Below are 23,863 nucleotides of genomic sequence, written 5' to 3' on the forward strand. Positions count from 1 at the left end.
GCCCCGAAGGGCCGCCCCACCCCCAAGCGCGCCATGGCCCAGTCCCAGCGCCGCAGCGTGACGAACACGCCGACGACGCGCAAGGAGGCCGCCAAGCGGCAGCGCGACGAGCGCCGCACGCAGATGGCGAAGCAGCGCGAGGCGATGGCCAGCGGTGACGAGCGGTACCTGCCCGCCCGTGACAAGGGTCCCGTGCGCAAGTTCGCGCGCGATTTCGTGGACTCGCGCTTCTGTGTCGCCGAGTTCTTCCTGCCCCTCGCGGTGATCATTCTCGTGCTGAGCATCGTCCAGGTGCCCCAGCTGCAGAATGTCGCGCTGCTGGCCTGGCTCTTCGTGATCGTCCTGATCATCGTCGACTCCATCGCCACCGCGCTGCGGCTCAAGAAGCGCCTGAACGAGCGCTTCCCGAGCGAGAACAAGAAGGGCGCCGTCGCCTACGCCCTGATGCGCACGCTCCAGATGCGCCGGCTTCGGCTGCCGAAGCCGCAGGTCAAGCGCGGAGAGCGGCCCTGAGCGGATTCACCGGCGGGGCCGGCGCCTGGCTGGAGAAGCTGGGCGGCCTGCGCAACGCCGTTCGCCAGGAGCTGGTGGCGCGCCAGCTCGACGAGCAGATAGCCGGACGCTTCCCCGTGGGGCAGCGGCTCCGGGTGCTCGACGTCGGCATGGGCCAGGGCACGCAGGCACTGCGGCTCGCCCGTGCCGGTCACAAGGTGACGGGCGTCGAGCAGGACCCCGCCATGATCGCCGCGGCCCGCGCGGCGCTCGCCGACGAGCCCGAGGGCATCCAGGGGCGGGTGCGGATCGTCGAGGGCGACGGGCACCAGACCGGGGTGCACTTCCTCCCCGGCAGCTTCGACGTCGTGCTCTGCCACGGCGTTCTCATGTACGTGGACGAGCCCGACGCGCTCCTCGCCGGTCTCGCCCGGATGCTGGCGCCCGGCGGGCTGCTCTCGCTGCTCGTGCGCAACGCGGAGGCGCTGGCCATGCGGCCCGGCCTGGCCGGGGACTGGGCGGGCGCGCTCGCCTCCTTCGACTCCGTCACGTACCGCAACCGGCTCGGGATCGACGCCCGCGCGGACCGGCTCGACCGGCTGACCTCCGCGCTGGCGGGGATCGCCGCGCCGCTGCAGGCCTGGTACGGGGTGCGGGTCTTCACGGACACCGTGGCCGACGGCTCGGCGCTGCCTCCCGAGTGGGAGTTCGAGGCGCTGCTCGCCGCCGAGGAGCGGGCGGGGCGGACCGATCCGTACCGACGGGTCGCCGCTCTGCTGCATCTCTGCGGAGTACGGGACTAGGGAACCAGGGACCCACGTCACCGGCATCACAGCGCGTGGTGCCGGTGACGCCTGTTCGGCCCCCTAAGTCAGGGCGACCCCACCCGACAAATCCGACACTCGGGGCATGACTGCCTCACGCACCCCTGCCCGCGCCCGTTCCCGCGCCCGTGCCGTCTGCGTTCCGCTGGCCGCGGCCCTTTCCGCCGTCGCGCTCGTCGGCGGCTGCTCCTCCGCGGACTCCGGCGACTCCGGCCGGTCCACCACGCAGGCCGCGCCCGCCGCCGCGAACGACCTCCAGGACGACTACCAGAAGGTGATCAAGGACGTCCTGCCGTCCGTCGTCCAGATCGACGCCGCCGACGGCCTGGGCTCCGGGGTCGTCTACGACGACAAGGGGCACATCGTCACCAACGCCCACGTCGTGGGCAAGGGGAAGAGCTTCAAGGTGACGACGGCGACCGGTGAGCAGGCCCTGAGCGCCGATCTGGTCGCCTCCTACCCGGAGCAGGACCTCGCGGTCATCAAGCTGAACGACGTGCCGGACGGGCTGAAGGCCGCGGAGTTCGGCGACTCCACCAAGGCCGAGGTCGGGCAGATCGTACTGGCCATGGGCTCCCCGCTCGGCCTGTCGTCCAGCGTCACCCAGGGCATCGTGTCGGCCACCGGGCGCACCGTCAGCGAGGGCCGCTCGGGCGGCGGGACCGGGGCCACCATCGCCAACATGGTGCAGACCTCGGCCGCGATCAACCCGGGCAACAGCGGCGGCGCGCTCGTCGACCTGGACGGGAAGGTCATCGGCATCCCCACGCTCGCCGCGAGCGATCCGCAGATGGGCGACAGCGCCGCCCCCGGCATCGGCTTCGCGATCCCGTCCTCGATGGTGAAGACCGTCGCCGACCAGATCATCAAGAGCGGCAAGGTCACCGACTCGGGCCGGGCGGCGCTCGGCATCACGGGCCGCACGGTCCTCGGCGACGACTACCGGCCGGCCGGTGTGGCCGTCGTCGAGGTGCGCGAGGGCGGCGCCGCGGCGAAGGCCGGGCTGACGGCCGGGGACATCATCACCGGGCTCGGCGACGACGAGGTGACCACCATCAACTCGCTCTCCGAGGCGCTCGCCTCGGCCGAGCCGGGCGAGAAGGAGAAGGTCACGTACGTGCGTGACGGTGCGGAGAAGAGCGCCGAGGTCACCCTCGGGGAGATGTAGCGGAGACGTAAGGGAGATGTAGCCGCCGCGGGCCGCGGAAAGCGGCGCCCTGCGTGCGGGAGGCGGCGGCCGTGGCCCGGCCGCCGCCTCCCGTGCCGCGCTCGCAGGTCAGGCGGAGGCGTCCTCGGAGTCCTCCGCGCCCTCCATGTGCAGGCTCATCGGGCCGTAGATCTTGTTCGCGTCCTCGAAGAGCGTCACCTGGTCGGCGCCGCCGTCGGCCAGCGGCTTCCAGTACTCACCGACCCAGGACTCGGCGTCGCCCTGTGTGGTGAACTCCTCGGGCTGCACCGCGGGCTGGACCTCTGTCCCGTCCGCCTTCTCGAACCGCCACGTCCATGCCGCCATGTCAGCCTCCCGAAGGTCCCGTCGCGGTATGAGAACCGCCTGAATCCGCTTGAAGCCTAGCCGGGCGCGCGGCGCTCGACCCGACGCGGGAGGATCTTCGTGTGGAACTGACTCTGCTCGGCACCGGCGCCCCCGGCGGACTGCCCGTCCCCGACTGTCCCTGCGCGGCCTGCGCGACCGCGCTCGGCGACGCGGCGCGCGCCGCCACCGCGCTGCTCGTGGACGGCGTACTGCTGCTCGACCTCACCCCCGGCGCCGCCTTCGCGGCCGCCCGCGCCGGGCACTCGCTCGGCGGAGTGCGCCAGGTCCTCCTCTCGCATCCGCACGACGGGCCCGCCGTCGAGGTCCCCGCGGGGCTGCCGCAGCCGGGGCGGGTGGCCGACGGGCGGGAGCTGGCGCTGCTCACCGGGCACCGGGTGCGCACGGTGGCGCTGGACTCGCCGGGCTCCGGGTACGAGGTGACCGGGCCGGACGGGGAGCGGCTGCTCTACCTGCCGCCGGGCGGCGCGCCCGCGGGGCTCACCGAGGGGAACGGGGCGGCGCACGGGCGCGGCGAGCGGGCCCCGTACGAGATGGTCGTCGTGGATGTCCTCGGCCGCCCGGACGGGCTCGCCCGGCTGCGTGCGGCCGGGGCCGTCGGGCCCACCACCGACGTGCTCGCGGTGCACATCGGCCACGAGGCGCCGCCCGGCGCGGAGCTGACGCGCCGTCTCGCCGCCGCGGGGGCACGGGCCGTGCCGGACGGGTCGACGCTGGTCGTCGGCGCGTACGAGGACGTGCCGGACGTGCCGCGCCGGACACTGGTCCTGGGCGGCGCGCGCTCGGGCAAGTCGGTGGAGGCCGAGCGGCGTCTGGAGGCCTTTCCCGAGGTGCTGTACGTGGCGACCGGCGGGAGCAGGAACGGCGACACCGAGTGGGCCCGGCGGGTGAGCGTGCACCGCGAGCGGCGCCCCGGCTCCTGGCGCACGGCGGAGACCTGCGACCTCGTCCCGCTGCTCGCGCAGGACGGTCCCGCGCTGCTCATCGACTGTCTGTCGCTGTGGCTGACCCACGTCATGGACGAGGTGAAGGCGTGGGACGACGACGAGTGGGCGGGCGGCGGGGAGCGGGAGCTGCGGCGGCGGGTCGTCGAACTCGCGGACGCGGTGCGGGCGACCCGGCGCACGGTCGTCGCCGTCTCGAACGAGGTCGGCTCCGGGATCGTCCCCGCGACCGCGTCGGGCCGCCGCTACCGCGACGAACTGGGCCGTCTGAACACGGTGTTCGCCGCCGAGTGCGAGCACGTGCTGCTCGTGGTGGCCGGTCAGGCCCTGGCGCTGCGCGGCTGACCCCGCCTGATCCGGACGAGAGGCCCGAGGGTCTGTCCGGCGGATCATGGCGCGGGTCGCGGGGTCTGGCACGCCCATCTGCGGCGTTGTCGTCGGTTGCCAACGCTCCGCGTTGCCGCCCTGATCCGCCGGACAGACCCTAGGCGTCCGCGCCCCTGCGGGCGATGACGCGGTAGGTGTTGGAGAAGCCGGTGCGGGTGAGGACGGGCCGCAGGAGCGTGTCGAGGGCGCCGGCGAGCGCGATCAGCGGCACGGACGCGCCCCGGGCGGCCCGGCGCAGCCTCAGCTGGAGCGGGGACGCGGGCTTGGCGCGCCAGGGGACGTCGGGCTCGGGGATGCCGCGGCCGAGGACGAGTTCGACGGCCGTGCGCAGGTCGAGCGGGACGTGTGACGCGCGGCGCTCGACGCCGACGACCGTGAAGCCGAGCTCCTCGAGCTCCGCGCGGAGGTTGGCGAGCGGCACGAGGTGCAGGTGCCGCGGCTGGCCGTACGACGCCCACCACTTGCCGAGCAGCCCGGCGTAGCGGCACTCGGGGTCGGGGGCCTCGATCATCAGGTGGCCGCCGGGGCGCAGCACGGTTCTCGCGGCTCTGAGCTCCTCGCGCGGGTCCGGGCCGCAGGGCAGGCTGTGGAACATGCTCATCGCGTCGTAGCGGCCCGCGAGGGAGTCCGCGAGCTCGGTGAGGGAGCCGCGGTGGCCCTCCTCGATGCGGCCGCGCCGCAGCCCCTCCAGGACGCCGGCGCCCTCGTCGAGGCCGTCGAAGGCGGTGTACGGCAGGACCTGCCTGGCCAGGGCCGGGAAGTGCGCGTCGCCGGTGCCGACGTCCAGCCAGCACTCGGGCTCGTCGAAGGCGCGCAGCGCGCGGGCGCGGGCGTGGGCACGGCCGCGGGTGCGGGCGGCGGAGAGGCGGCGCTCCTCGGGTCCCTCGGGCGCGTCCCTGCGGTAGAAGGCCAGTCCGTCGGGGGTGAGCCGGGGGTTCTGGAAGGAGTGGCCGCAGTCGCCGCACCGGTCGAGCGTGAAGCTGCCCGGCTTGCGCTGGATGAGGTCGGTGGTGCGCAGCCTGGCCCGCAGGCGCACGGAGCCGCACCAGGGGCAGTCGGTGCGGCGGGGCTCGTGGAACCGCTCGGTGCCCTGGGCGAGTTCGGCGAGGTAGGCGGGACGCCGGTCGGCGACGCGCTGGGCGGCATCCGTGGTCATGGTCGCACTCCTGGAAGAAGCCGAGAAGAAGCCGAGACAAACAGCAACGTAAAGGATCATTCCCGCATATGCGGTGACACCATGCATGGCACGGCTCGCAGGGCCGTTCGAGCGACACCAGCACCGCTCCCGGTACTGTTCGCCGAATGAGCTCGCTGAATCTCGACGACTTCACCGACCTGATCGAGCGGCCCGACGGCGGGGTGCGCCGCGACGCCGAGGACCGCAGGGCGCGGCAGAGCGTGCCACCCGGCTCGCTGGGCCGCCTCGACGAGCTCGGCGAGTGGCTCGCCGCGGCCCAGTCCTCGGTGCCGGTGCGGCCGGTCGAGCGGCCGCGCGCGGTCCTGTTCGCGGGCGACCACGGCGTCGCCGAGCTCGGTGTCTCGGTGCGGCCCGCGGGGAGCGCCGCCGGACTCGTGCGTTCCGTGCTGGCCGGCGAGACCCCGGCGGCCGTCCTCGCGCGCCGCCTCGAAGTGCCCGTCCGCGTCGTCGACATGGCGCTGGACTGCGACCCGGACGAGCTGCCCGCCGAGGTCGCGGGTCACCGGGTGCGGCGCGGCTCGGGACGCATCGACGTCGAGGACGCGCTGACCGTCGAGGAGGCGGAGCAGGCGCTGCGCGCGGGCATGGCCGTCGCCGACGAGGAGGCGGACTCCGGCACCGATCTGGTCGTGCTCGGCGATGTGAGCGTGGGCGGCACGACGCCCGCCGCGACGCTGGTCGCCGCGTTGTGCGGGACCGACGCCTCGGTGGTGACCGGGCGGGGCGGCGAGCCCATCGACGACCTGGCGTGGATGCGCAAGTGCGCGGTGGTGCGGGACGCGCTGCGGCGGGCCCGGCCCGTGCTCGGCGACCAGCTGGAGCTGCTCGCCGCGGTGGGCGGCGCCGATGTGGCGGCGATGACCGGCTTCCTGCTGCAGTGCGCGGTGCGGCGCACCCCGGTGATCCTCGACGGCGTCGTCGCCTCGGCGGCCGCGCTGGTGGCCCAGCGGGTCGCCTTCCGGGCGCCGGACTGGTGGCTTGCGGGGCACGACAGCGGGGAGCCCGCCCAGACCAAGGCGCTCGACCGGATGGCGCTCGAACCGCTGCTCTCGCACGGCGTGAAGGTCGGCGAGGGGGCAGGGGCGCTTCTCGCGCTGCCGCTGGTGCGGGCCGCGGCCGCGCTGGCGGCGGAGCTGCCGGAGCGGGAGACCGCGGCGGCGCAGGCGCCCGCCGAGAGCTAGCAGCGAGGGCCTTGCCCGGAAGCCGACCGAGGCACCGTCGGCACCGTCGCCCGGCGCGTCCGAATGCGAATCGGACAGAACCCCTAGATCACCTTCAATGGGCCACGGCCCATATGATCCCTTTTCATGGGAGATGAGCAGGTCGTCGCCGGGCGACAGAAATCACGCACCGTCATACAGCGCCGCGCCGCGGGATTCGCCGTCTGGTACCTCCGGGCCGTCACGTTCATCAACTTCCTGAGCGCGGTCTGGGTCTCCCTCGGGCAGGACCTGCGCCAGCACAACACGGCGAACTACTTCACGCCGTACATGCTGACCGCGGGCTTCGCCTCGGGCGCCTTCACGCTGTTCCTGGCGATCACCATGCGGCGCCGCAAGCGCGCCGCATGGATCCTCAACCTCGTGCTCAGCGGGCTCTTCCTGCTGCTCTTCGCCTTCGTGATGATCTTCCCGGAGATCCGTGCGTACGCGCAGAACTGGATCTCCCTGATCCTGACCGCCGCCTTCGTCGCGGCGCTCGTCGTCGGCCGCCGCGAGTTCTACGCCAAGGGCGACCGCGCCAACCCGAAGCTGGCCTCGGTCGTCGCGGTCGTCGGGCTCCTGGTGACCTCGCTGATCGCCACGCTGCTGGTCACCGTCACCAACCACGCCCACGACGACTACCGCTCGACCTTCCTGGACCGCTGGCGCTACGGCGTCATGCGGCTGGTCTCGCTGGCCGCCGACGACAAGCGCTTCGAGGGCATCGCCACGCCCGGCTGGGTCAACGTCGCCATCAACGTCCTGAGCGCGCTGCTCCTTTGCGCCGTGCTGTACGCCGCGTTCCGCTCCCGCCGGGCCGTCGACCCGCTCACCGAGGACGACGAGGAGAAGCTGCGCGCGCTGCTCGCCCGGCACGGCGACCGCGACTCGCTCGGCTACTTCTCGCTGCGCCGCGAGAAGAGCGTCGTGTGGTCCCCGACCGGCAAGGCGGCCGTCGCGTACCGCGTCGTCGGCGGTGTCTCGCTGGCCTCCGGCGACCCCATCGGCGACCCGGAGGCCTGGCCCGGCGCGATCGAGCCCTGGCTGGCCGAGGCCCGCGAGCACGGCTGGATCCCCGCCGTGATGGGCGCGAGCGAGGAGGCGGGCACGATCTACGCCCGGCACGGCCTGGACGCCCTGGAGCTGGGCGACGAAGCCATCGTGGAGACCGACGAGTTCACGCTGGACGGCCGGGCCATGCGCACCGTCCGGCAGGCCTACAACCGCGTGAAGCGCGCCGGGTACACGGTCCGCATCCGCCGTCACGAGGACATCCCCGCCGACGAGCTGGCGGCCCTCCTGGAGCGCGCCGACGACTGGCGCGACGGAGCCACCGAACGCGGCTTCTCCATGGCTCTCGGCCGGCTCGGCGACCCGGCGGACGGGCAGTGCGTGATGCTCGAATGCACGGACGGCGACGGCGTGTTGCGGGCGCTGCTCTCCTTCGTCCCGTGGGGACCGCACGGGCTCTCCCTCGACCTGATGCGGCGTGACCGCGACTCCGAGAACGGCCTGATGGAGTTCATGGTCATCGAACTCCTGCAGCGCGCCCCCGAGATCAAGATCACTCAGGTGTCGCTCAACTTCGCGATGTTCCGTTCGGTCTTCGAACGTGGCTCGCGGCTCGGCGCGGGCCCGGTCCTTCGTCTGTGGCGGTCGCTGCTCAGCTTCTTCTCCCGGTGGTGGCAGATCGAGTCCCTCTACCGCGCCAACGCCAAGTACCGGCCGATCTGGGAACCCCGCTTCCTTCTCTTCGAGAAGAGCAGCGACCTGCTGCGCATCGGTGTCGCCTCCGGCCGCGCGGAGGGCTTCCTGGAAGCGCCGGGCCTGCCGAAGTGGCTGCACCGCAAACACCTGGAGTCGAGACGATGAGCACCCTGGCCCGCCACGCCCGCGCCGAGTGGGGGCCACTCTTCTCCACCGTGCGCGGCGCGCTCGCCGCCCGACGATGGCGGGCCGTGCCCATGACGCTGGCGGCGGTCTGCCTCACCGCCCTCTTCCAGTACGTGCAGAACCAGTCGTGGGGCTATCAGTTCGTCCAGAACATCGGCTGTGTGCGGGCCGAGGATCCGCTCTGGCTGGCCCTGATCCGCACCCCGCTCTCCCTCTTCGTGCCCGCCCTCGACCTGCCCGTGTGGGGCGCGCTGGTGCAGATCCTCCTCGTCTTCGGGATCGCGGAGATCTGCCTGGGCCGGTGGCGCACGCTCCTCATCGGGTACGTGGCCACACTCGCCGGGACGCTCTACGCGCGCGTGGGCATCGCGTGGGGCCCCGAGAACCCCCTCGGGCTGCCGGCGTCCGACGCGCAGGTCGTCGACACGGGCCCGTCGGCCGCCGTCGTCGGCCTCGCCGTCTTCGTCTGCTGGCGCTACCGCGCGTACTTCACCGCCGCCCTGGTCACCGCCCTGATGGTCGTCGAGGTGCTGGTCAAGAACAATCTCGCGGGCAAGGAGCACCTCGCCGCCATCGCCGCCGTGCTGGTGCTGTGCGTGCTCCCGGCGGCACGTCACCGGGACGGCGGCACCCGGTCCGAGGGCCGCGGCTCCGAGGGCGAGGGCGCGGGGCCCGGCGTGAAGCCGCCGATCCAGTCCTGAAGCTTGCGGCGCGGCCCCGCCCAGCGGCGGTCGTGCCGGAAGGCCCGCAGACCCGCACGCGCGCGTGCCCGGTGCCGGTTGCGGTAGAACCGCCGCGCCCACGCCGATCCCGGCCGGGCGAGGCGGATCGCGCCCACCAGCGCGACGAACGGGATCACCATGCCGATCAGGGCGGTGCGCAGCTTGCCCTTGAGGAGCGCGACCAGGGCGAAGGCGCAGTTGATGCCGATGTTCAGCGCGAACAGCGCCCGGTTGTGCCGCTCCATCGGCGTCAGGTCGTTCACCCCGAGCGGTGTGAAGCCGGTGAGCACGAGCACCACCAGGGCGGCCGTGAGCATCACGACCTCCACGCTCTTGCGGCCCTGCTCGCTCCAGTACACGTCGTCGAGGTGGAGGATCAGCGCGAACTCGTCGAGCACCAGACCGGCGCCGATCCCGAAGATGACGGCGGCGTACAGCGGCCCGGCGCCGTGCCGCCCCGCGGCCACCGCCCAGAACCCGCCGACCAGCATGAGGAAGATTCCCGGCACGACGTGGTGGATGTGCACGTCCCCCGTGCTGATGTTCCGGAACGGGCCCTTGCCCGCCCTGATCAGCCGCGTGATGGTCCGGGTGACCAGGAACGACCCCACGAACGAGAGCAGCGCGAGCAGCAGCGGCAGCTTCCCCGGCTCGACGATGTTCCGGTACCACCAGTCGTTCATGCGGCCCACCAGTCGTTCATGCGCCCATCCTCCGTCCCCGAAGAGTGATCCGCAGGCCGGAACGTTCCCGCGGGGTAGCCTTCCGCGGTGTCCAGAACCTCCCCCGCCGACGGCATACGTTTCGCCTTCGGCACCCTCACCGCACTCCCCGTCAGGGTCACCCGCTGGGACCGCGAGGCCGCGCGCGACGGCATGCAGTGCGCGCCGCTCGCCGGTCTGGTCGTCGGCCTCTGCGCGGCGGGCGTCGGCGGTCTGCTGACGGTCCTCGGCGCGGGCCCGCTCCTCGCCGCCACCGCGACCGCGGCGACCCCCGCCGCCCTCACCCGCGGCCTGCACCTCGACGGTCTCGCGGACACCGCCGACGGCCTCGGCAGCGCCAAGCCAGCCGACGACGCGCTGCGCATCATGAAGCAGTCCGACATCGGCCCCTTCGGGGTCATCACCCTGCTCTTCGTGCTGCTCGCCCAAGTGGCCGTGCTCTGCCAGCTTTACGAGACCTCGTGGGCCCGCGGCGCCGTCGCCGCCGTCGTCTCGGCGACCACCGCCCGCCTCGCCCTCACCCTGGCCGCCCGCGACGGCGTGCCCCCGGCCCGCCCCGAGGGGCTCGGCGCCGCCGTCGCCGGGGTCGTCCCGCGCGCCCGCGCGGCAGCGGTCGCCGTCGTCGTCGTGTGCGCCGCCGCGGCCGCGGGCCTGCCCTTCGGGGCGGACGGCGCCGTGCGGAACGCGGCGGCCGTCGTCCTCGCGCTCGGCGCCGCCGAATTGCTGCTCCGGCACTGCGTACGACGGTTCGGCGGAGTCACCGGTGACGTCTTCGGCGGCCTCGCGGAGACGTCGGCGACCTGTGCCCTGATCGTGCTCGCCCTCGGCTGACACCGCGCCGAACACGCACAGTGAGGCGCACCGCAGCGCTCACGGGCGTAGGCTCGCGACGGGCTCACCACCCCACAGCCCGACGAAACTCACTGAAAGAGGCCTCACCACCGTGACTGCTCTGACTCTCAGCACCGCCGCCGCGACCGGCCTGCGTGCCGACGCGATCGTCGTCGGTGTGGCGAAGGGTGCCGGATCCAAGGGGGGCCTGGTCGTCGCCCCCGGCGCCGAGGCCGTGGACAAGGCGTACGACGGCAAGCTCGCGTCCGTCCTGGAGACCCTCGGCGCCTCGGGCGGCGAGGGTGAGGTGACGAAGCTTCCGGCGCCGTCCGGCTTCAAGGCCCCGGTCGTCGTCGCGGTCGGTCTCGGCGAGGTCCCGGAGAAGGACGAGACGTACGGCACGGACGCCCTGCGCCGCGCCGCCGGTGCCGCCGCCCGCGCGCTGACCGGCTCGAAGAAGGCCGCGTTCGCGCTGCCCGTCGAGGACGCCGAGGACGCCGGCGCGCTGGCCGAGGGTGCCCTGCTCGGCGCCTACTCGTTCGACGCGTACAAGGGCCTGGCCGACGCCAAGTCCGCGAAGAAGAACGGCAAGGGCGCCAAGGCGCCGCTGGCCGAGGTCGCCCTGCTCGGCGGCAAGCCCCGCGACAAGGCGTACAAGGCCGCCGTCGAGCGTGCCGTCGCCGTCGCCGAGGAGCTGAACCGCGCCCGCGACCTGGTGAACACCCCGCCGAACGACCTCAACCCCGAGGCGTTCGCCGCCGTCGCCCAGGCCGCGGCCAAGGAGCACGGCATCAAGGTCCAGGTGCTCGACGAGAAGGCCCTCACCAAGGGCGGCTTCGGCGGCATCCTCGGCGTCGGCGTCGGCTCCGAGGCCCCGCCGCGCCTGGTGAAGCTCTCGTACACGAGCTCCAAGGCCAAGAAGCACCTCGCCTTCGTCGGCAAGGGCATCACGTACGACTCGGGCGGCATCTCGCTGAAGCCCGCCGGTCACAACGAGACCATGAAGTGCGACATGGCCGGTGCCGCCGCGGTCTTCGCCGCCGTCGTCGCCGCCGCGCGCCTCGGCCTCGAAGTGAACGTCACCGGCTGGCTGGCGCTCGCCGAGAACATGCCGTCCGGCTCCGCGACCCGCCCCGGCGACGTCCTGCGGATGTACAGCGGCAAGACCGTCGAGGTCCTCAACACCGACGCCGAGGGCCGCCTGGTCCTGGCCGACGCCATCGCCAAGGCCTCCGAGGACGAGCCCGACGCGATCGTCGACGTGGCGACGCTGACCGGCGCCATGATGATGGCGCTGGGCAACCGCACCTTCGGCATCATGGCCAACGACGACGCCTTCCGCACCTCGATCCACGAGATCGCCGAGGAGGTCGGCGAGCCCTCCTGGCCGATGCCGCTCCCCGCCGACCTGCGCAAGGGCATGGACTCCCCCACCGCCGACATCGCCAACATGGGCGAGCGCATGGGCGGCGGCCTGGTGGCCGGTCTCTTCCTGAAGGAGTTCGTCGGCGAGGGCATCACCTGGGCCCACCTCGACATCGCGGGCCCGGCCTTCCACGAGGGCGCCCCGTACGGCTACACCCCCAAGGGCGGCACCGGCTCCGCGGTCCGTACCCTGGTCCGGCTCGCCGAGCACACCGCCTCGGGCGACCTGGGCTGATCGCGTACGTACCGAGGGCCCCGGACCCGCCTGGCGTCCGGGGCCCTCGGCCGTTTCCCGGATTTCGCCCTCGACGAAATCCGTACGTTCGTACGCCCACCCGTCTCCCACCACCACCCTTACAAGGCCGCGCTGCGCGCCTTAACTTTTGCCCTGAAGACGGTCGATCCGACGTCTCACAGCCTGGCCCGGCGTCCCGTCTCCCGCCGACAAGTGCGAAGATGGGTTCTCGGCAGGACAGGGCCCCCACCAAAGGGCCGAAACAAGAGCGGCCGAATACCAGCCGACCGACCGGTCGTCCCCCGCGAAAAGGGGTCCGGCGTACGGCGCACATGCATGGAGGACGTGACGTGGCGAACGACGCCAGCACCGTTTTCGACCTAGTGATCCTCGGCGGCGGTAGCGGCGGTTACGCCGCGGCCCTGCGCGGAGCGCAGCTGGGCCTGGACGTCGCACTGATCGAGAAGAACAAGCTCGGCGGCACCTGCCTGCACAACGGCTGCATCCCCACGAAGGCGCTGCTGCACGCCGGCGAGATCGCCGACCAGGCACGCGAGGCCGACCAGTTCGGCGTGAAGGCCACCTTCGAGGGCATCGACATGGCGGCCGTCCACAAGTACAAGGACGACGTGATCTCGGGCCTGTACAAGGGCCTGCAGGGTCTCGTCGCCTCCCGCAAGGTGACGTACATCGAGGGCGAGGGCAAGCTCTCGTCGCCGACCTCCGTGGACGTGAACGGACAGCGCGTCCAGGGCCGCCACGTCCTCCTCGCGACCGGCTCCGTGCCGAAGTCGCTGCCGGGCCTGGAGATCGACGGCAACCGCATCATCTCCTCGGACCACGGCCTGACCCTGGACCGCGTGCCGAAGTCCGCGATCATCCTGGGCGGCGGCGTCATCGGCGTCGAGTTCGCCTCGGCGTGGAAGTCCTTCGGGTCCGACGTCACGGTCATCGAGGGCCTCAAGCACCTCGTGCCGGTCGAGGACGAGAACAGCTCCAAGCTTCTTGAGCGCGCGTTCCGCAAGCGCGGCATCAAGTTCAACCTCGGCACCTTCTTCGAGAAGGCCGAGTACACGCAGGACGGCGTGCGGGTGACCCTCGCCGACGGCAAGACCTTCGAGGCCGAGGTCCTCCTGGTCGCCATCGGCCGCGGCCCGGTCTCGCAGGGCCTCGGCTACGAGGAGCAGGGCGTCGCCATGGACCGCGGCTACGTCCTCGTCGACGAGTACATGCAGACCAACGTCCCGACGATCTCGGCCGTGGGCGACCTGGTGCCGACCCTCCAGCTCGCGCACGTCGGCTTCGCCGAGGGCATGCTGGTGGCGGAGCGCCTGGCCGGTCTCAAGACGGTCCCGGTCGACTACGACGGCGTGCCCCGGGTGACGTACTGCCACCCCGAGGTCGCCTCCGTGGGCATCACCGAGGCCAAGGCCAAGGAGATCTACGGCGCGGACAAGGTCGTCGCCCTCAAGTACAACCTCGCGGGCAACGGCAAGAGCAAGATCCTCAAGACCGCGGGCGAGATCAAGCTCGTCCAGGTCAAGGACGGTGCCGTCGTCGGCGTCCACATGGTCGGCGACCGCATGGGCGAGCAGGTCGGCGAAGCCCAGCTGATCTACAACTGGGAAGCGCTGCCGGCCGAGGTGGCCCAGCTCATCCACGCCCACCCGACCCAGAACGAGGCGCTCGGCGAGGCCCACCTGGCCCTGGCGGGCAAGCCGCTGCACTCCCACGACTGACCTCAGTCTTCGGGCGCGACGACCAGACTTCCGCAATTTCGTAAGGAGCAACTGAAACCATGGCGGTTTCCGTATCCCTTCCGGCGCTCGGCGAGAGCGTCACCGAGGGCACTGTCACCCGTTGGCTGAAGGCCGAGGGCGAGCGCGTCGAGGCCGACGAGCCGCTGCTCGAGGTGTCGACCGACAAGGTCGACACCGAGATCCCCTCCCCGGCCGCCGGCGTGCTGCTCGAGATCGTCGTCGGCGAGGACGAGACCGCCGAGGTCGGCGCCAAGCTCGCCGTCATCGGTGCCGCAGGTGCCGCTCCGGCGCAGGCCGCGGCCCCCGCCGCGCCGGCCGCCCCGGCCAAGGAGGAGGCCCCGGCTCCGGCTCCGGCCGCCCCGGCAGCTCCGGCCGCCGCTCCGGCAGCTCCGGCCGCGCCCGCCGCTGCCGCCCCGGCTCCGGCACAGCCCGCCGCTCCGGCCCAGCCGGCTCCGGCCGCGCCCGCCGCCCCGGCCCAGGCCACCCCGGCCGACGACGGTGCCTACGTCACCCCGCTGGTGCGCAAGCTCGCCTCCGAGAACGGCGTGAACCTCTCCGAGGTCACCGGTTCCGGTGTCGGCGGCCGCATCCGCAAGCAGGACGTCATCGCCGCCGCCGAGGCCAAGAAGTCGGCTCCGGCTCCGGCCGCCGCTGCTCCGACCGCCTCGAAGGCCCCCGCCCTGGAGGTCTCCCCCCTCCGCGGCCAGACGGTCAAGATGACCCGCATGCGCAAGGTCATCGGCGACAACATGATGAAGGCCCTGCACTCGCAGGCCCAGCTGACCTCGGTCGTCGAGGTCGACATCACCAAGCTGATGAAGCTGCGCGCCAAGGCGAAGGACTCGTTCGCGGCTCGCGAGGGCGTCAAGCTCTCCCCGATGCCGTTCTTCGTCAAGGCCGCCGCCCAGGCGCTGAAGGCCCACCCGGTCGTCAACGCCCGGATCAACGACGACGAAGGCACCATCACGTACTTCGACTCGGAGAACATCGGCATCGCCGTTGACGCCGAGAAGGGTCTGATGACGCCGGTCATCAAGGGTGCGGGCGACCTGAACATCGCCGGTATCTCGAAGAAGACCGCGGAGCTGGCCGGCAAGGCCCGTGGCGGTGGCCTCACCCCGGACGACATGTCCGGCGCCACCTTCACGATCTCCAACACCGGTTCGCGCGGCGCCCTGTTCGACACGGTCATCGTGCCGCCGAACCAGGCCGCGATCCTCGGCATCGGTGCCACGGTCAAGCGCCCGGTCGTCATCAACCACCCCGACCTCGGCGAGACCATCGCGGTGCGGGACATGACGTACCTGTCGCTCTCCTACGACCACCGTCTGGTGGACGGCGCGGACGCCGCCCGCTACCTGACCGCGGTCAAGGCGATCCTGGAGGCCGGCGAGTTCGAGGTCGAGCTCGGCCTGTAGTCCTGCGGCCCGCAAGGCTGTAAGACTCGTCTCATCAGCGCGTACGCCCCCGTTCGGAGGTTTCCGAGCGGGGGCGTCGCCGTATTGTCTAGGGGTCACAACGCCCTGGGGCGCTGCCCCCGCCGGAGGAGCCCACATGACCGCGCCCGTCGTTCACTCGCTGCGCGAACAGATCCGCGAGCACATCGTGGAGGGGATCGTCAGCGGGCGCTGGAAGCCGGGCGAGCGCATCGTGGAGCGCCGGATCGCGGTCGAGCTGGAGGTCTCCCAGACCCCCGTCCGCGAGGCGCTGCGCGAGCTGGAGACGCTCCGGCTGATCGAGTCGGCGCCCAACAAGGGTGTACGCGTCCGCAACTTGACGGCCGCCGACCTGGAGGAGAGCTACCCCGTCCGGGCGGGCCTGGAGGCCATCGCCGCCGAGCTGGCGGCCGAGCGGCTCGCCGAGGACTGCTCGGCCCTGGAGCCCCATGTCGCGGCCCTCTATGAAGCGGACCGGGCCGCCGACGGCACGGCGCAGGTGCGGCACACCGTCGGCTTCCACCGCGAGCTGGTGCGGGCCGCGGACAACTCCGTCCTCCTGCACACCTGGGAGGGCCTCGGCATCGAGGTCTTCACCGCGCTGTCGATCCGCTGGCTGGGCACGGTCCAGCAGTCGTACGCGGAGGAGCACGAGGCCCTGGTCTCCGCCTTCCGGCGCCGGGATCCCGCGATCGCCGACCTGGTCAAGGCCCATGTCCTGGGGTGCGCGCCGCGTCCGTGACACCCACGCTCATCCGTGGCGCCTTGACTCCAAACGTGCTCTCACCTGCGTAAACCCTTCAAATCAAAGGCACCGCGTGCCCGCTTTACTGGCACCGGATGCCTACTTTCTCCATGGAGAGAGGTTTTCTCCTTCAACCCTTTGATCGATCATCGATCACGGAGTTACAGTCTCCGACGGGCTCAGACCAGAGCCTCACGCCCTGTCCTGCCAAGACATTGGGCACCCCCACCCCTTACCGAACAGGGGACCCCCTCCGACTCAGGAAGGCGGCGACATGACCGACCCCTCCGCAATCCAGCCGAGCGAGCTCGACCAGCTCCCGGACCGCGACCCCGAGGAGACCGCCGAATGGCAGGCCTCCCTGGACGCCGTTACTCAGGCGGCCGGGCCGCACCGAGCCGCATACCTGATGCGGCGCACGCTGGAGCGCGCCGAGGGCGCGGGCCTGGCGCTGCCCAAGCTCCTTGAGACCGACTACGTCAACACGATCCCCACCTCCGCCGAGCCGTCCATCGACGGTGACGAGGAGATGGAGCGGAAGATCACGGCGTGGAACCGCTGGAACGCGGCCGCCATGGTCACGCGCGGCTCCAAGCACGGCGTCGGCGGCCACATCGCGACCTTCGCGTCCGCGGCCTGGCTGTACGAGACCGGCTTCAACCACTTCTTCAAGGGCAAGGAGGGGGACGGCTCGGGTGACCAGCTCTACATCCAGGGCCACGCCTCCCCCGGCATCTACGCCCGCGCCTTCCTCGACGGCCGCCTGAACGAGGCGCAGCTCGACAACTTCCGGCAGGAGGCGGGCGGCAACGGCCTGCCCTCCTACCCGCACCCGCGCCGCCTGCCCTGGCTGTGGGAGTTCCCGACCGTCTCCATGGGGCTCGGCCCGCTCTCCGCCATCTACCAGGCGCGCTTCAACCGGTACCTCACCAACCGCGGCATCAAGGACGTCTCCGCCTCGCACGTGTGGGCGTTCCTCGGCGACGGCGAGATGGACGAGCCCGAGTCGACGGCGGCCCTCGCACTGGCCGCGCGTGAGGGTCTCGACAACCTCACGTACGTCATCAACTGCAACCTGCAGCGTCTCGACGGCCCGGTCCGCGCCAACTTCCGCGTGGTCCAGGAGCTGGAGGCCCAGTTCCGCGGCGCCGGCTGGAACGTCATCAAGATCATGTGGGGCAACGCCTGGGACGAGCTCTTCCAGCTCGACACCACCGGCGCCCTGGTCCGCCGCCTCCGCGAGGTGCCGGACGCGCAGTTCCAGACGTACGCGACGCGGGACGCCGCCTACATCCGCGAGCACTTCTTCGGTGCCGAGCCCGCGCTCGTCGAGCTGGGCAAGCTGCTCAGCGACGACAAGATCAGCGAGTGCTTCCACCTCTCGCGCGGCGGCCACGAGGCCCGCAAGGTCTACGCGGCCTACCGTGCGGCGCTGACCCACAAGGGCGCGCCGACCGTGATCCTCGCGCAGACGGTCAAGGGCTTCACCCTCGGCAAGGGCTTCGAGTCCAAGAACGCCAACCACCAGATGAAGAAGCTGACGGTGGACGAGTTCAAGGACATGCGCGACCTCCTCGGTCTGCCGATCCCGGACAGCGACTTCGTCGACGGCCAGGTGCCCTACGGCCACCCGGGCGCCGACTCCCCCGAGGTCCGCTACCTCCAGGAGCGTCGCGCCGCGCTCGGCGGCCCGGCCCCGGCCCGTCGCACGCAGCCGCTCGCGCCGCTGCCCGCCCCCGCCGACAAGGCCTTCGCCTCGTTCGACAAGGGCTCGGGCTCGCAGTCGGTGGCGACGACCATGGCGTTCGTACGCCTGGTCAAGGACCTCGTACGCGACAAGGAGTCCGGCAAGCGCTGGGTGCCGATCGTCCCCGACGAGGCGCGCACCTTCGGCATGGAGTCGCTCTTCCCGTCGCTCGGCATCTACTCGCCGAAGGGCCAGACGTACGAGCCGGTCGACCGCGACCAGCTGATGTACTACAAGGAAGCCAAGGACGGCCAGATCCTCAACGAGGGGATCACCGAGGCCGGTTCGATGGCGGACTTCATCGCCGCGTCCACCGCGTACGCCACGCACGGCGAGGTGATGATCCCCTTCTACATCTTCTACTCGATGTTCGGCTGGCAGCGCACGGCCGACCAGATGTGGCAGCTCGGCGACCAGCTCGGCCGCGGCTTCCTCGTCGGCGCCACCGCGGGCCGCACGACCCTGACGGGTGAGGGTCTGCAGCACGCGGACGGCCACTCGCCGGTGATCGCCGCGACCAACCCCGCCGCGCTGTCGTACGACCCGGCGTTCGCGTACGAGATCGCCGCGATCGTCAAGGAGGGTCTGCGCCGCATGTACGGCGAGGCCCACGAGGGCGAAGACCAGAACGTCTTCTACTACCTCACGGTCTACAACGAGCCGATGCCGCAGCCCGCGAAGCCCTCGGGCGTCGACGAGGGCATCATCAAGGGCCTGTACCGCTTCAACACGGCGGAGTCCGCGGGCCTCTCCCCCGCGGCAAACGCCGCGCGCATCCAGCTGCTCGGCTCGGGTACCGCCATCCACTGGACCCTCGCCGCGCAGAAGATGCTCGCCGAGGAGTGGGGCGTGGCCGCCGACGTGTGGTCCGCGACCTCGTGGACGGAGCTGCGCCGCGACGCGCTGGAGGCCGACGAGGCCCTCCTGCGCGGCGAGGAGCGCGTCCCGTACATCCGTACGGCGCTCGACGGCGCCCAGGGTCCGGTCCTCGCCGTCTCCGACTACATGCGTCAGGTCCCCGACCAGATCGCGCAGTGGGTCGAGCAGGACTACTCCTCGCTCGGTGCGGACGGCTTCGGTCTGTCCGACACGCGTGACGCCGCCCGCCGTCACTTCGGCATCGACGCGGAGTCGATCGTCGTCGCGGCGCTCGCGCAGCTCGCCCGTCGCGGCGAGGTGCCCGCCTCCGCGGTGAAGGAGGCCCGGGCCAAGTACGGCCTGTAAGCCTTCGGCTCGATGCGGGTGCGGGTCCTCTGCCCTTGGGGTGGGGGACCCGCATCTGTTGTATCGCCGTCCTCGGGCCCGGTGGGGGCTGGGCGCGCCCGCGCGGCGGAGCCGCACATGCCACAGCCCCGCGCCCCTTCGGGGGCGCGGCATTATGGGGTCCATGCGCGCTGCCCGCCTCATCAAGATGGTCCTGCTGCTCCAGGCGCGGCCCTCCATGACCGCCGCCGAGCTGGCCGCCGAGCTGGAGGTGTCCGAGCGGACGATCACACGTGACGCGCAGGCGCTGTCCGAGGCGGGCGTGCCCGTCTACGCCGACCGGGGACGCACCGGCGGCTACCGGCTCATCGGCGGCTACCGCACCCGCCTCACGGGCCTCGGCCGCAGTGAGGCGGAGGCGCTCTTCCTGTCCGGGGTGCCGGGGGCGCTGCGTGAGATGGGCCTGGACGACGCGGCGTCGGCGGCCCGCCTCAAGGTGTCGGCGGCGCTGATGCCCTCCCTGCGCGACGCCTCGCAGAACGCCGCGCAGCGGTTCCACCTGGACGCGCCCGGCTGGTTCCAGGAGACGCCCGCGCCCGAACTGCTGCCCGCCGTCGCCGACGCGGTGTGGGACGACCGGCTGGTCACCGCCCGCTACCGGCGCCAGGAGGCCGAGGTGGAGCGGGAGTTGGAGCCCTACGGCCTGGTGCTCAAGGCGGGTGTCTGGTACCTGTGCGCACGGGTCACCGACTCCGGCGCGTACCGGGTGTACCGCATCGACCGCTTCGCCTCGGTCGTCGCGGGCGGGCAGCGCTTCGTGCGCGACGAGGAGTTCGACCTGCCGGGCTTCTGGGACGAGCGGGCCGCGCAGTTCGCGCGGGCGATCCTGCGGGCCGAGGTGGTGGTGCGGCTGACCGAGGCGGGCGTGCGGAGGCTGCCGCACGCCACCGACGCCGTCTCCACGCGGGAGGCGCTGGAGACGGCGGGCGAGCCCGACGCGACGGGCCGGGTGACGGTCACGCTGCCCGTCGAGAACGAGGACGTGGCGTACACCCAGCTCATGTCGCTCGGCCCGGAGGTGGAGGTGGTGGCGCCCGCGGAGCTGCGCGCGCGGTTCGCGGACGCCGCCGCGCGGACCGCCGAGCTCTACCGGTAGCCGGTGACGTCCGCCTCCTTGCCCGCCTGTTCGACCTCCGCGATGTAGCGCCAGGCGTCCGGCGCGGAGCCGTCCACGTCCGTGAAGCCGTACTCCTTGGCGAGTCCGCCGCTGGAGAGCGAGGCGCCGTTCCAGCGCTTGACGTCGGGGTCGGCGGCGAGTGCGACGAGGGCGCGGCCCACGAACGTCGGCGTCTCGGAGATCGCGAAGTGCGGGTTCTGCTCGCAGCCGTCCTGCCAGTTCTCCTCGGTCACCTTGAAGGCGGTGTCGAGCATGAACTCCGAGCGCAGCCAGCCGGGCGTCAGGCAGAGCGCCGTGCAGCCGTACTCCTCGATCTCCTCGGCGAGGTCGTGCGCCATCCGCAGCGGGGCCGCCTTGGCGAGGTCGTAGTAGAAGGGCTTGCGGTAGTTGGCGCGGTTGTACTCCTCGGTGCCGTCGGTGACCTCGACGACCAGGCCGCCGGGGTTCCTGATCAGGAGCGGCAGCGCGTGGCTGCTGGTGACGATGTGGGTCTCCATGCCGAGGCGCAGGATGCGCAGTCCCTTGTCGAGGTCGTGCTCCCACATCTTCTTGTCCCACTCGACGTGGACGTCGCCGCCCCAGATGTCGTTGACGAGGATGTCCAGGCGGCCCTGTTCCCGGTCGATCCGCTCGACGAGGGCCGCCACCTGCTCCGGCTCCAGGTGGTCGGTGGGCACGGCGATGCCCCGGCCGCCCGCCGCGTCGACGAGTTCCGCGGTCTCTTCGATGGTCTCGGTGGTGCGGCCGATCTCGCTGGTGTGGGCGCGGGTGGTGCGCCCCGTCACGTACACGGTGGCTCCGGCTCGGCCGAGCTCCACCGCCATGGCACGGCCCGCGCCGCGGGTGGCGCCCGCGACGAGAGCGATCTTTCCGGTCAGGTTCTGGGTGGTCTCCATGTCGGTGAGGCTTCCACCAAAAGCGGACAACCCCTGTCGGTCTTTCCATGGGCATGTGCACGCATAACGAGACAGCCGCATTCCGGCGCACTCCGCGTGCGCCCCCACCCCGCAGGACCGATGCTGGACCCGTGATGGACGAGACGGAGTTCTGGGAGATCGTGGACAGTACTCGTGAGGCCGCCGGCGGCGACCCCGAGGACCACGCCGAGCTGCTCGTCGAGAGACTGCTGCAGTCCGACCCGGACTCCGTCCTCGACTTCGCCCGTCACTTCGAGGCCCGCTACAACCGCGCCTACCGCTGGGACCTGTGGGGCGCGGCCTGGGTCCTGCTCGGCGGTGCGAGCGACGACGCCTTCGACTACTTCCGGTGCTGGCTGATCGGCCAGGGGCGGGAGGTCTTCGAGGGGGCGGTGCACGACCCGGACGCGCTCGCCGACCTCCTGGACGACTTCGACGAGGAGCTCGACGGCGACGGCGAGGAGCTCGGCTATGCCGCGGACGAGGCGTACGAGCAGCTCACCGGTGTCGTCGCGCCGGAGCTCGGCGTCTCGCCCGCCCCGGCCGAGCCGGTGGGCACGTCGATCGACTTCGAGAACGAGTCGGTGATGGCGCAGCGCTACCCGAAGCTCTGGGACCGCTTCATGGAGGACTGACCGGGATCCGGTGCGAGGGTGCCCCCGCGCCCCCCACGGTCGTCGTGCGGGATCCGGAATCCGCCGAATTCCGCGGCCTGCCCGAGGCCGCGGTCGACCGGCTCCTGCGGGCGGGGTGACCGCCCCGTGGTTCAGAAGTGGGTGCCGCCGTCGATGCGGACCTCGGTGCCGGTGATGAAGCGGCCGTCGTCCGAGGCGAGCATCGCGACGACGGAGGCGACGGTCTCGGGGCCCGCGAAGCCCTGGCCGAGGGCGGGCGCGAGCTTCACGAAGAGGCTCATGTCGGCGTCCTCGGGCAGGCCGGGGCCGACGCTCTGCCTGCTGGCGCCGGAGCCGTCGGTCATCCCGGAGGAGATGGAGCCGGGCTGCACGGCGGTGAAGCGGATGCCCTGCTTGCCGTACTCGGCGGCGAGGGCGTGCGTCATGGACTGGATGCCGCCCTTGCTCGCCGCGTACGCCGCCATGTACGGGTGGGCGAACATCGCCGACGTGGAGCTGAAGTTGACGACGGCGGAGCCGTTGCCCCGCAGCAGGGCCGGGAGCGCCTCGCGGATCATCAGGAAGGTGCCGGTGAGGTTGACGCCTATGACCTGGCTGAAGGCGTCGAGGGTGGTCTCGTGGGTGTGCGAGGAGCGCAGGATGCCCGCGGCGTTCACGAGGACGTCGAGGCCGCCGAGCGCTTCGGTGGCAGCGGCGACGCCCGCGCGGACCGAGGCCTCGTCCGCGATGTTCACGAGCACGGTGGTGAGGCGCTCCGCGTCGGCACCGGCCTTGGCCACGGTGTCCCGCAGGCCGTCCTCGCTGACGTCGGCGGCGACGACCCTGCCGCCCTCGGCCAGCATGCGCAGCACGGTCGCCTGACCGATGCCGGAGCCACCGCCGGTGACCAGGGCGCGGCGTCCTTCGTAGCGGTTCAGGTTCTGCGTGGCGCTCATGGCGTTCTCCCGGTCTTCTCACGTGTTGTGCTTACGTTCCGCACGATACGCCCACATGGCACGTTGTGCCACATCGTCTTTTTATGCCTTACTGTCGCACTCGACGTAGGCTTCCCGGGTGAGCACCCAGTCGTCCACCCCGCCCCTGTCCCTCACGGAGCGCCGCAAGCTGGCGACGCAGCTGGAGATCGCCCGCGCCGCGGCCGAGCTCTTCACCGCGCACGGGACCGACGGCACCACGGCCGAGGCCATCGCGGGCCGGGCCGGGGTCGCGCTGCGCACCTTCTACCGGTACTTCCGCACCAAGCAGGACGCGGTGGGCCCGCTGCTCGCCGTCGGCGGAGACCGCTGGCGGGCGCTGCTCGCCGCGGCCGAACCGGGCGCGGCGCTCCCCGACGCCCTGCGGACCGCGATCTCCGAGGCGCTCGCCGTGCCGGACGACGCGGCGGCGGACGGACTGCGGCAGACCCGCGGGCTGCTCCGCGCGGCCGCCGACGACCCGGCGCTGCGCGCGGTCTGGTACCGCGTGAACCAGGAGTCCGAGGAGAAGCTGCGCCCGGTCGTGGCGGAGCTCGCGGGCGCGCGGCACCTGGAGGTCCGGCTGGCCGCGGCCGCGGCGACGGCCGCGATCCGCATCGCCCTGGAGACCTGGGCCGGGACGGACGCGCCCGTCACGGGCCCGGGCTCCCCCGCGGACCTCGCGACGCGGTGCCTGCGGGAGCTCATGGGCGGGGCGGGTCCACTGCCCCGGCCGGAGAGCACGGCCTGAGCCGAGCGAGCGAGCGAGCGCTGCGCGGCGTCCGGCTGCGATGCGGCTGGGGCTGAGGCTGAGGCTGGGGCTCCGTCGGCGGCTGGGGCTCCGTCGGCGGCTGGGGCTGGGG

General features: G+C 72.2%; 21 protein-coding genes. 16 read left to right on the forward strand and 5 right to left on the reverse strand.

Features of this window, described 5'->3' with window-relative positions:
• The 3 genes from AOK03_RS24065 to AOK03_RS24075 all read left to right on the forward strand — a co-directional run.
• The coding region (locus tag AOK03_RS24065; RefSeq protein WP_055567422.1) for a DUF3043 domain-containing protein at window positions 1–513 on the forward strand (513 nt) is incomplete at its 5' end.
• A gap of 74 nt (window positions 514–587) precedes the next feature.
• A complete protein-coding gene (locus tag AOK03_RS24070; RefSeq protein ID WP_055567423.1) occupies window positions 588–1,295 on the forward strand; it encodes a class I SAM-dependent methyltransferase in 708 nt (235 codons plus the stop codon).
• 106 nt (window positions 1,296–1,401) lie between these two features.
• Window positions 1,402–2,484, forward strand: a complete 1,083-nt coding sequence (locus tag AOK03_RS24075) for a S1C family serine protease (protein ID WP_055567424.1) — start codon at window positions 1,402–1,404, stop codon at window positions 2,482–2,484.
• Between the two features lie 108 nt (window positions 2,485–2,592).
• Here the strand turns inward: AOK03_RS24075 and AOK03_RS24080 are convergent, their stop codons facing one another.
• Window positions 2,593–2,829: a hypothetical protein gene (locus tag AOK03_RS24080; RefSeq protein ID WP_055567425.1), complete on the reverse strand. Its 237-nt coding sequence runs from the start codon at window positions 2,827–2,829 to the stop codon at window positions 2,593–2,595.
• Window positions 2,830–2,930: 101 nt separating this feature from the next.
• Between AOK03_RS24080 and AOK03_RS24085 the strand changes: the two genes are divergently transcribed.
• Window positions 2,931–4,157 (forward strand): bifunctional adenosylcobinamide kinase/adenosylcobinamide-phosphate guanylyltransferase, encoded by a 1,227-nt coding sequence (locus tag AOK03_RS24085; RefSeq protein ID WP_055567426.1) that lies wholly within the window; start codon window positions 2,931–2,933, stop codon window positions 4,155–4,157.
• A 139-nt stretch (window positions 4,158–4,296) separates the two neighbouring features.
• Here AOK03_RS24085 and AOK03_RS24090 read toward each other — a convergent pair whose 3' ends face one another.
• A complete protein-coding gene (locus AOK03_RS24090) occupies window positions 4,297–5,355 on the reverse strand; it encodes a class I SAM-dependent methyltransferase (RefSeq protein ID WP_055567427.1) in 1,059 nt (352 codons plus the stop codon).
• A gap of 146 nt (window positions 5,356–5,501) precedes the next feature.
• Between AOK03_RS24090 and cobT the strand changes: the two genes are divergently transcribed.
• The 3 genes from cobT to AOK03_RS43515 all read left to right on the forward strand — a co-directional run bounded on the left by cobT (window position 5,502) and on the right by AOK03_RS43515 (window position 9,193).
• On the forward strand, window positions 5,502–6,578 hold the full coding sequence (gene cobT, locus AOK03_RS24095) for a nicotinate-nucleotide--dimethylbenzimidazole phosphoribosyltransferase (RefSeq protein WP_055567428.1): 1,077 nt from the start codon (window positions 5,502–5,504) through the stop codon (window positions 6,576–6,578).
• Between the two features lie 126 nt (window positions 6,579–6,704).
• On the forward strand, window positions 6,705–8,471 hold the full coding sequence (locus AOK03_RS24100; RefSeq protein WP_055567429.1) for a phosphatidylglycerol lysyltransferase domain-containing protein: 1,767 nt from the start codon (window positions 6,705–6,707) through the stop codon (window positions 8,469–8,471).
• A complete protein-coding gene (locus AOK03_RS43515; RefSeq protein ID WP_055567430.1) occupies window positions 8,468–9,193 on the forward strand; it encodes a hypothetical protein in 726 nt (241 codons plus the stop codon). The genes AOK03_RS24100 and AOK03_RS43515 overlap by 4 nt, the downstream gene beginning before the upstream one ends.
• Here the strand turns inward: AOK03_RS43515 and AOK03_RS24110 are convergent.
• Window positions 9,106–9,897 carry a hypothetical protein gene (locus tag AOK03_RS24110; protein ID WP_055567440.1) on the reverse strand — a complete coding sequence of 264 codons (792 nt, stop codon included), beginning with the start codon at window positions 9,895–9,897 and terminating at the stop codon, window positions 9,106–9,108. The two genes, AOK03_RS43515 and AOK03_RS24110, sit on opposite strands and share 88 nt — an antisense overlap.
• A gap of 87 nt (window positions 9,898–9,984) precedes the next feature.
• Here AOK03_RS24110 and AOK03_RS24115 point away from each other — a divergent pair, with 87 nt between their 5' ends.
• From AOK03_RS24115 to AOK03_RS24145, 7 genes are all read left to right on the forward strand, one after another.
• The gene (locus AOK03_RS24115) at window positions 9,985–10,767 is read left to right on the forward strand and encodes an adenosylcobinamide-GDP ribazoletransferase (protein WP_055567431.1); all 783 of its coding nucleotides are present in this window, start codon (window positions 9,985–9,987) and stop codon (window positions 10,765–10,767) included.
• A 112-nt stretch (window positions 10,768–10,879) separates the two neighbouring features.
• Window positions 10,880–12,427, forward strand: a complete 1,548-nt coding sequence (locus AOK03_RS24120) for a leucyl aminopeptidase (RefSeq protein WP_055567432.1) — start codon at window positions 10,880–10,882, stop codon at window positions 12,425–12,427.
• A 350-nt stretch (window positions 12,428–12,777) separates the two neighbouring features.
• The gene (gene lpdA, locus AOK03_RS24125) at window positions 12,778–14,166 is read left to right on the forward strand and encodes a dihydrolipoyl dehydrogenase (RefSeq protein ID WP_055567433.1); all 1,389 of its coding nucleotides are present in this window, start codon (window positions 12,778–12,780) and stop codon (window positions 14,164–14,166) included.
• 59 nt (window positions 14,167–14,225) lie between these two features.
• Window positions 14,226–15,605, forward strand: a complete 1,380-nt coding sequence (sucB, locus tag AOK03_RS24130; RefSeq protein ID WP_244177719.1) for a 2-oxoglutarate dehydrogenase, E2 component, dihydrolipoamide succinyltransferase — start codon at window positions 14,226–14,228, stop codon at window positions 15,603–15,605.
• Window positions 15,606–15,741: 136 nt separating this feature from the next.
• On the forward strand, window positions 15,742–16,365 hold the full coding sequence (locus AOK03_RS24135) for a GntR family transcriptional regulator (protein WP_055567434.1): 624 nt from the start codon (window positions 15,742–15,744) through the stop codon (window positions 16,363–16,365).
• 277 nt (window positions 16,366–16,642) lie between these two features.
• Window positions 16,643–19,339, forward strand: a complete 2,697-nt coding sequence (gene aceE, locus AOK03_RS24140; protein WP_055567435.1) for a pyruvate dehydrogenase (acetyl-transferring), homodimeric type — start codon at window positions 16,643–16,645, stop codon at window positions 19,337–19,339.
• Between the two features lie 163 nt (window positions 19,340–19,502).
• Window positions 19,503–20,474 carry a helix-turn-helix transcriptional regulator gene (locus AOK03_RS24145; RefSeq protein ID WP_055567436.1) on the forward strand — a complete coding sequence of 324 codons (972 nt, stop codon included), beginning with the start codon at window positions 19,503–19,505 and terminating at the stop codon, window positions 20,472–20,474.
• On the opposite strand, the gene AOK03_RS24150 is transcribed toward AOK03_RS24145, so the two are convergent.
• On the reverse strand, window positions 20,465–21,391 hold the full coding sequence (locus tag AOK03_RS24150) for an SDR family oxidoreductase (RefSeq protein ID WP_055567437.1): 927 nt from the start codon (window positions 21,389–21,391) through the stop codon (window positions 20,465–20,467). The two genes, AOK03_RS24145 and AOK03_RS24150, sit on opposite strands and share 10 nt — an antisense overlap.
• Window positions 21,392–21,525: 134 nt before the next feature.
• Here AOK03_RS24150 and AOK03_RS24155 point away from each other — a divergent pair, with 134 nt between their 5' ends.
• The gene (locus AOK03_RS24155; RefSeq protein ID WP_055567438.1) at window positions 21,526–22,047 is read left to right on the forward strand and encodes a DUF4240 domain-containing protein; all 522 of its coding nucleotides are present in this window, start codon (window positions 21,526–21,528) and stop codon (window positions 22,045–22,047) included.
• Window positions 22,048–22,178: 131 nt separating this feature from the next.
• Here the strand turns inward: AOK03_RS24155 and AOK03_RS24160 are convergent, their stop codons facing one another.
• Complete coding sequence (locus AOK03_RS24160) at window positions 22,179–22,982, reverse strand: SDR family NAD(P)-dependent oxidoreductase (protein WP_107098089.1); 804 nt, start codon at window positions 22,980–22,982, stop codon at window positions 22,179–22,181.
• 118 nt (window positions 22,983–23,100) lie between these two features.
• Between AOK03_RS24160 and AOK03_RS24165 the strand changes: the two genes are divergently transcribed.
• On the forward strand, window positions 23,101–23,751 hold the full coding sequence (locus AOK03_RS24165) for a TetR/AcrR family transcriptional regulator (RefSeq protein ID WP_055567439.1): 651 nt from the start codon (window positions 23,101–23,103) through the stop codon (window positions 23,749–23,751).
• The last annotated feature ends 112 nt before the right edge of the window (window positions 23,752–23,863 follow it).

Source organism: Streptomyces atriruber (assembly GCF_001418325.1).
Lineage (GTDB): Bacteria > Actinomycetota > Actinomycetes > Streptomycetales > Streptomycetaceae > Streptomyces > Streptomyces atriruber.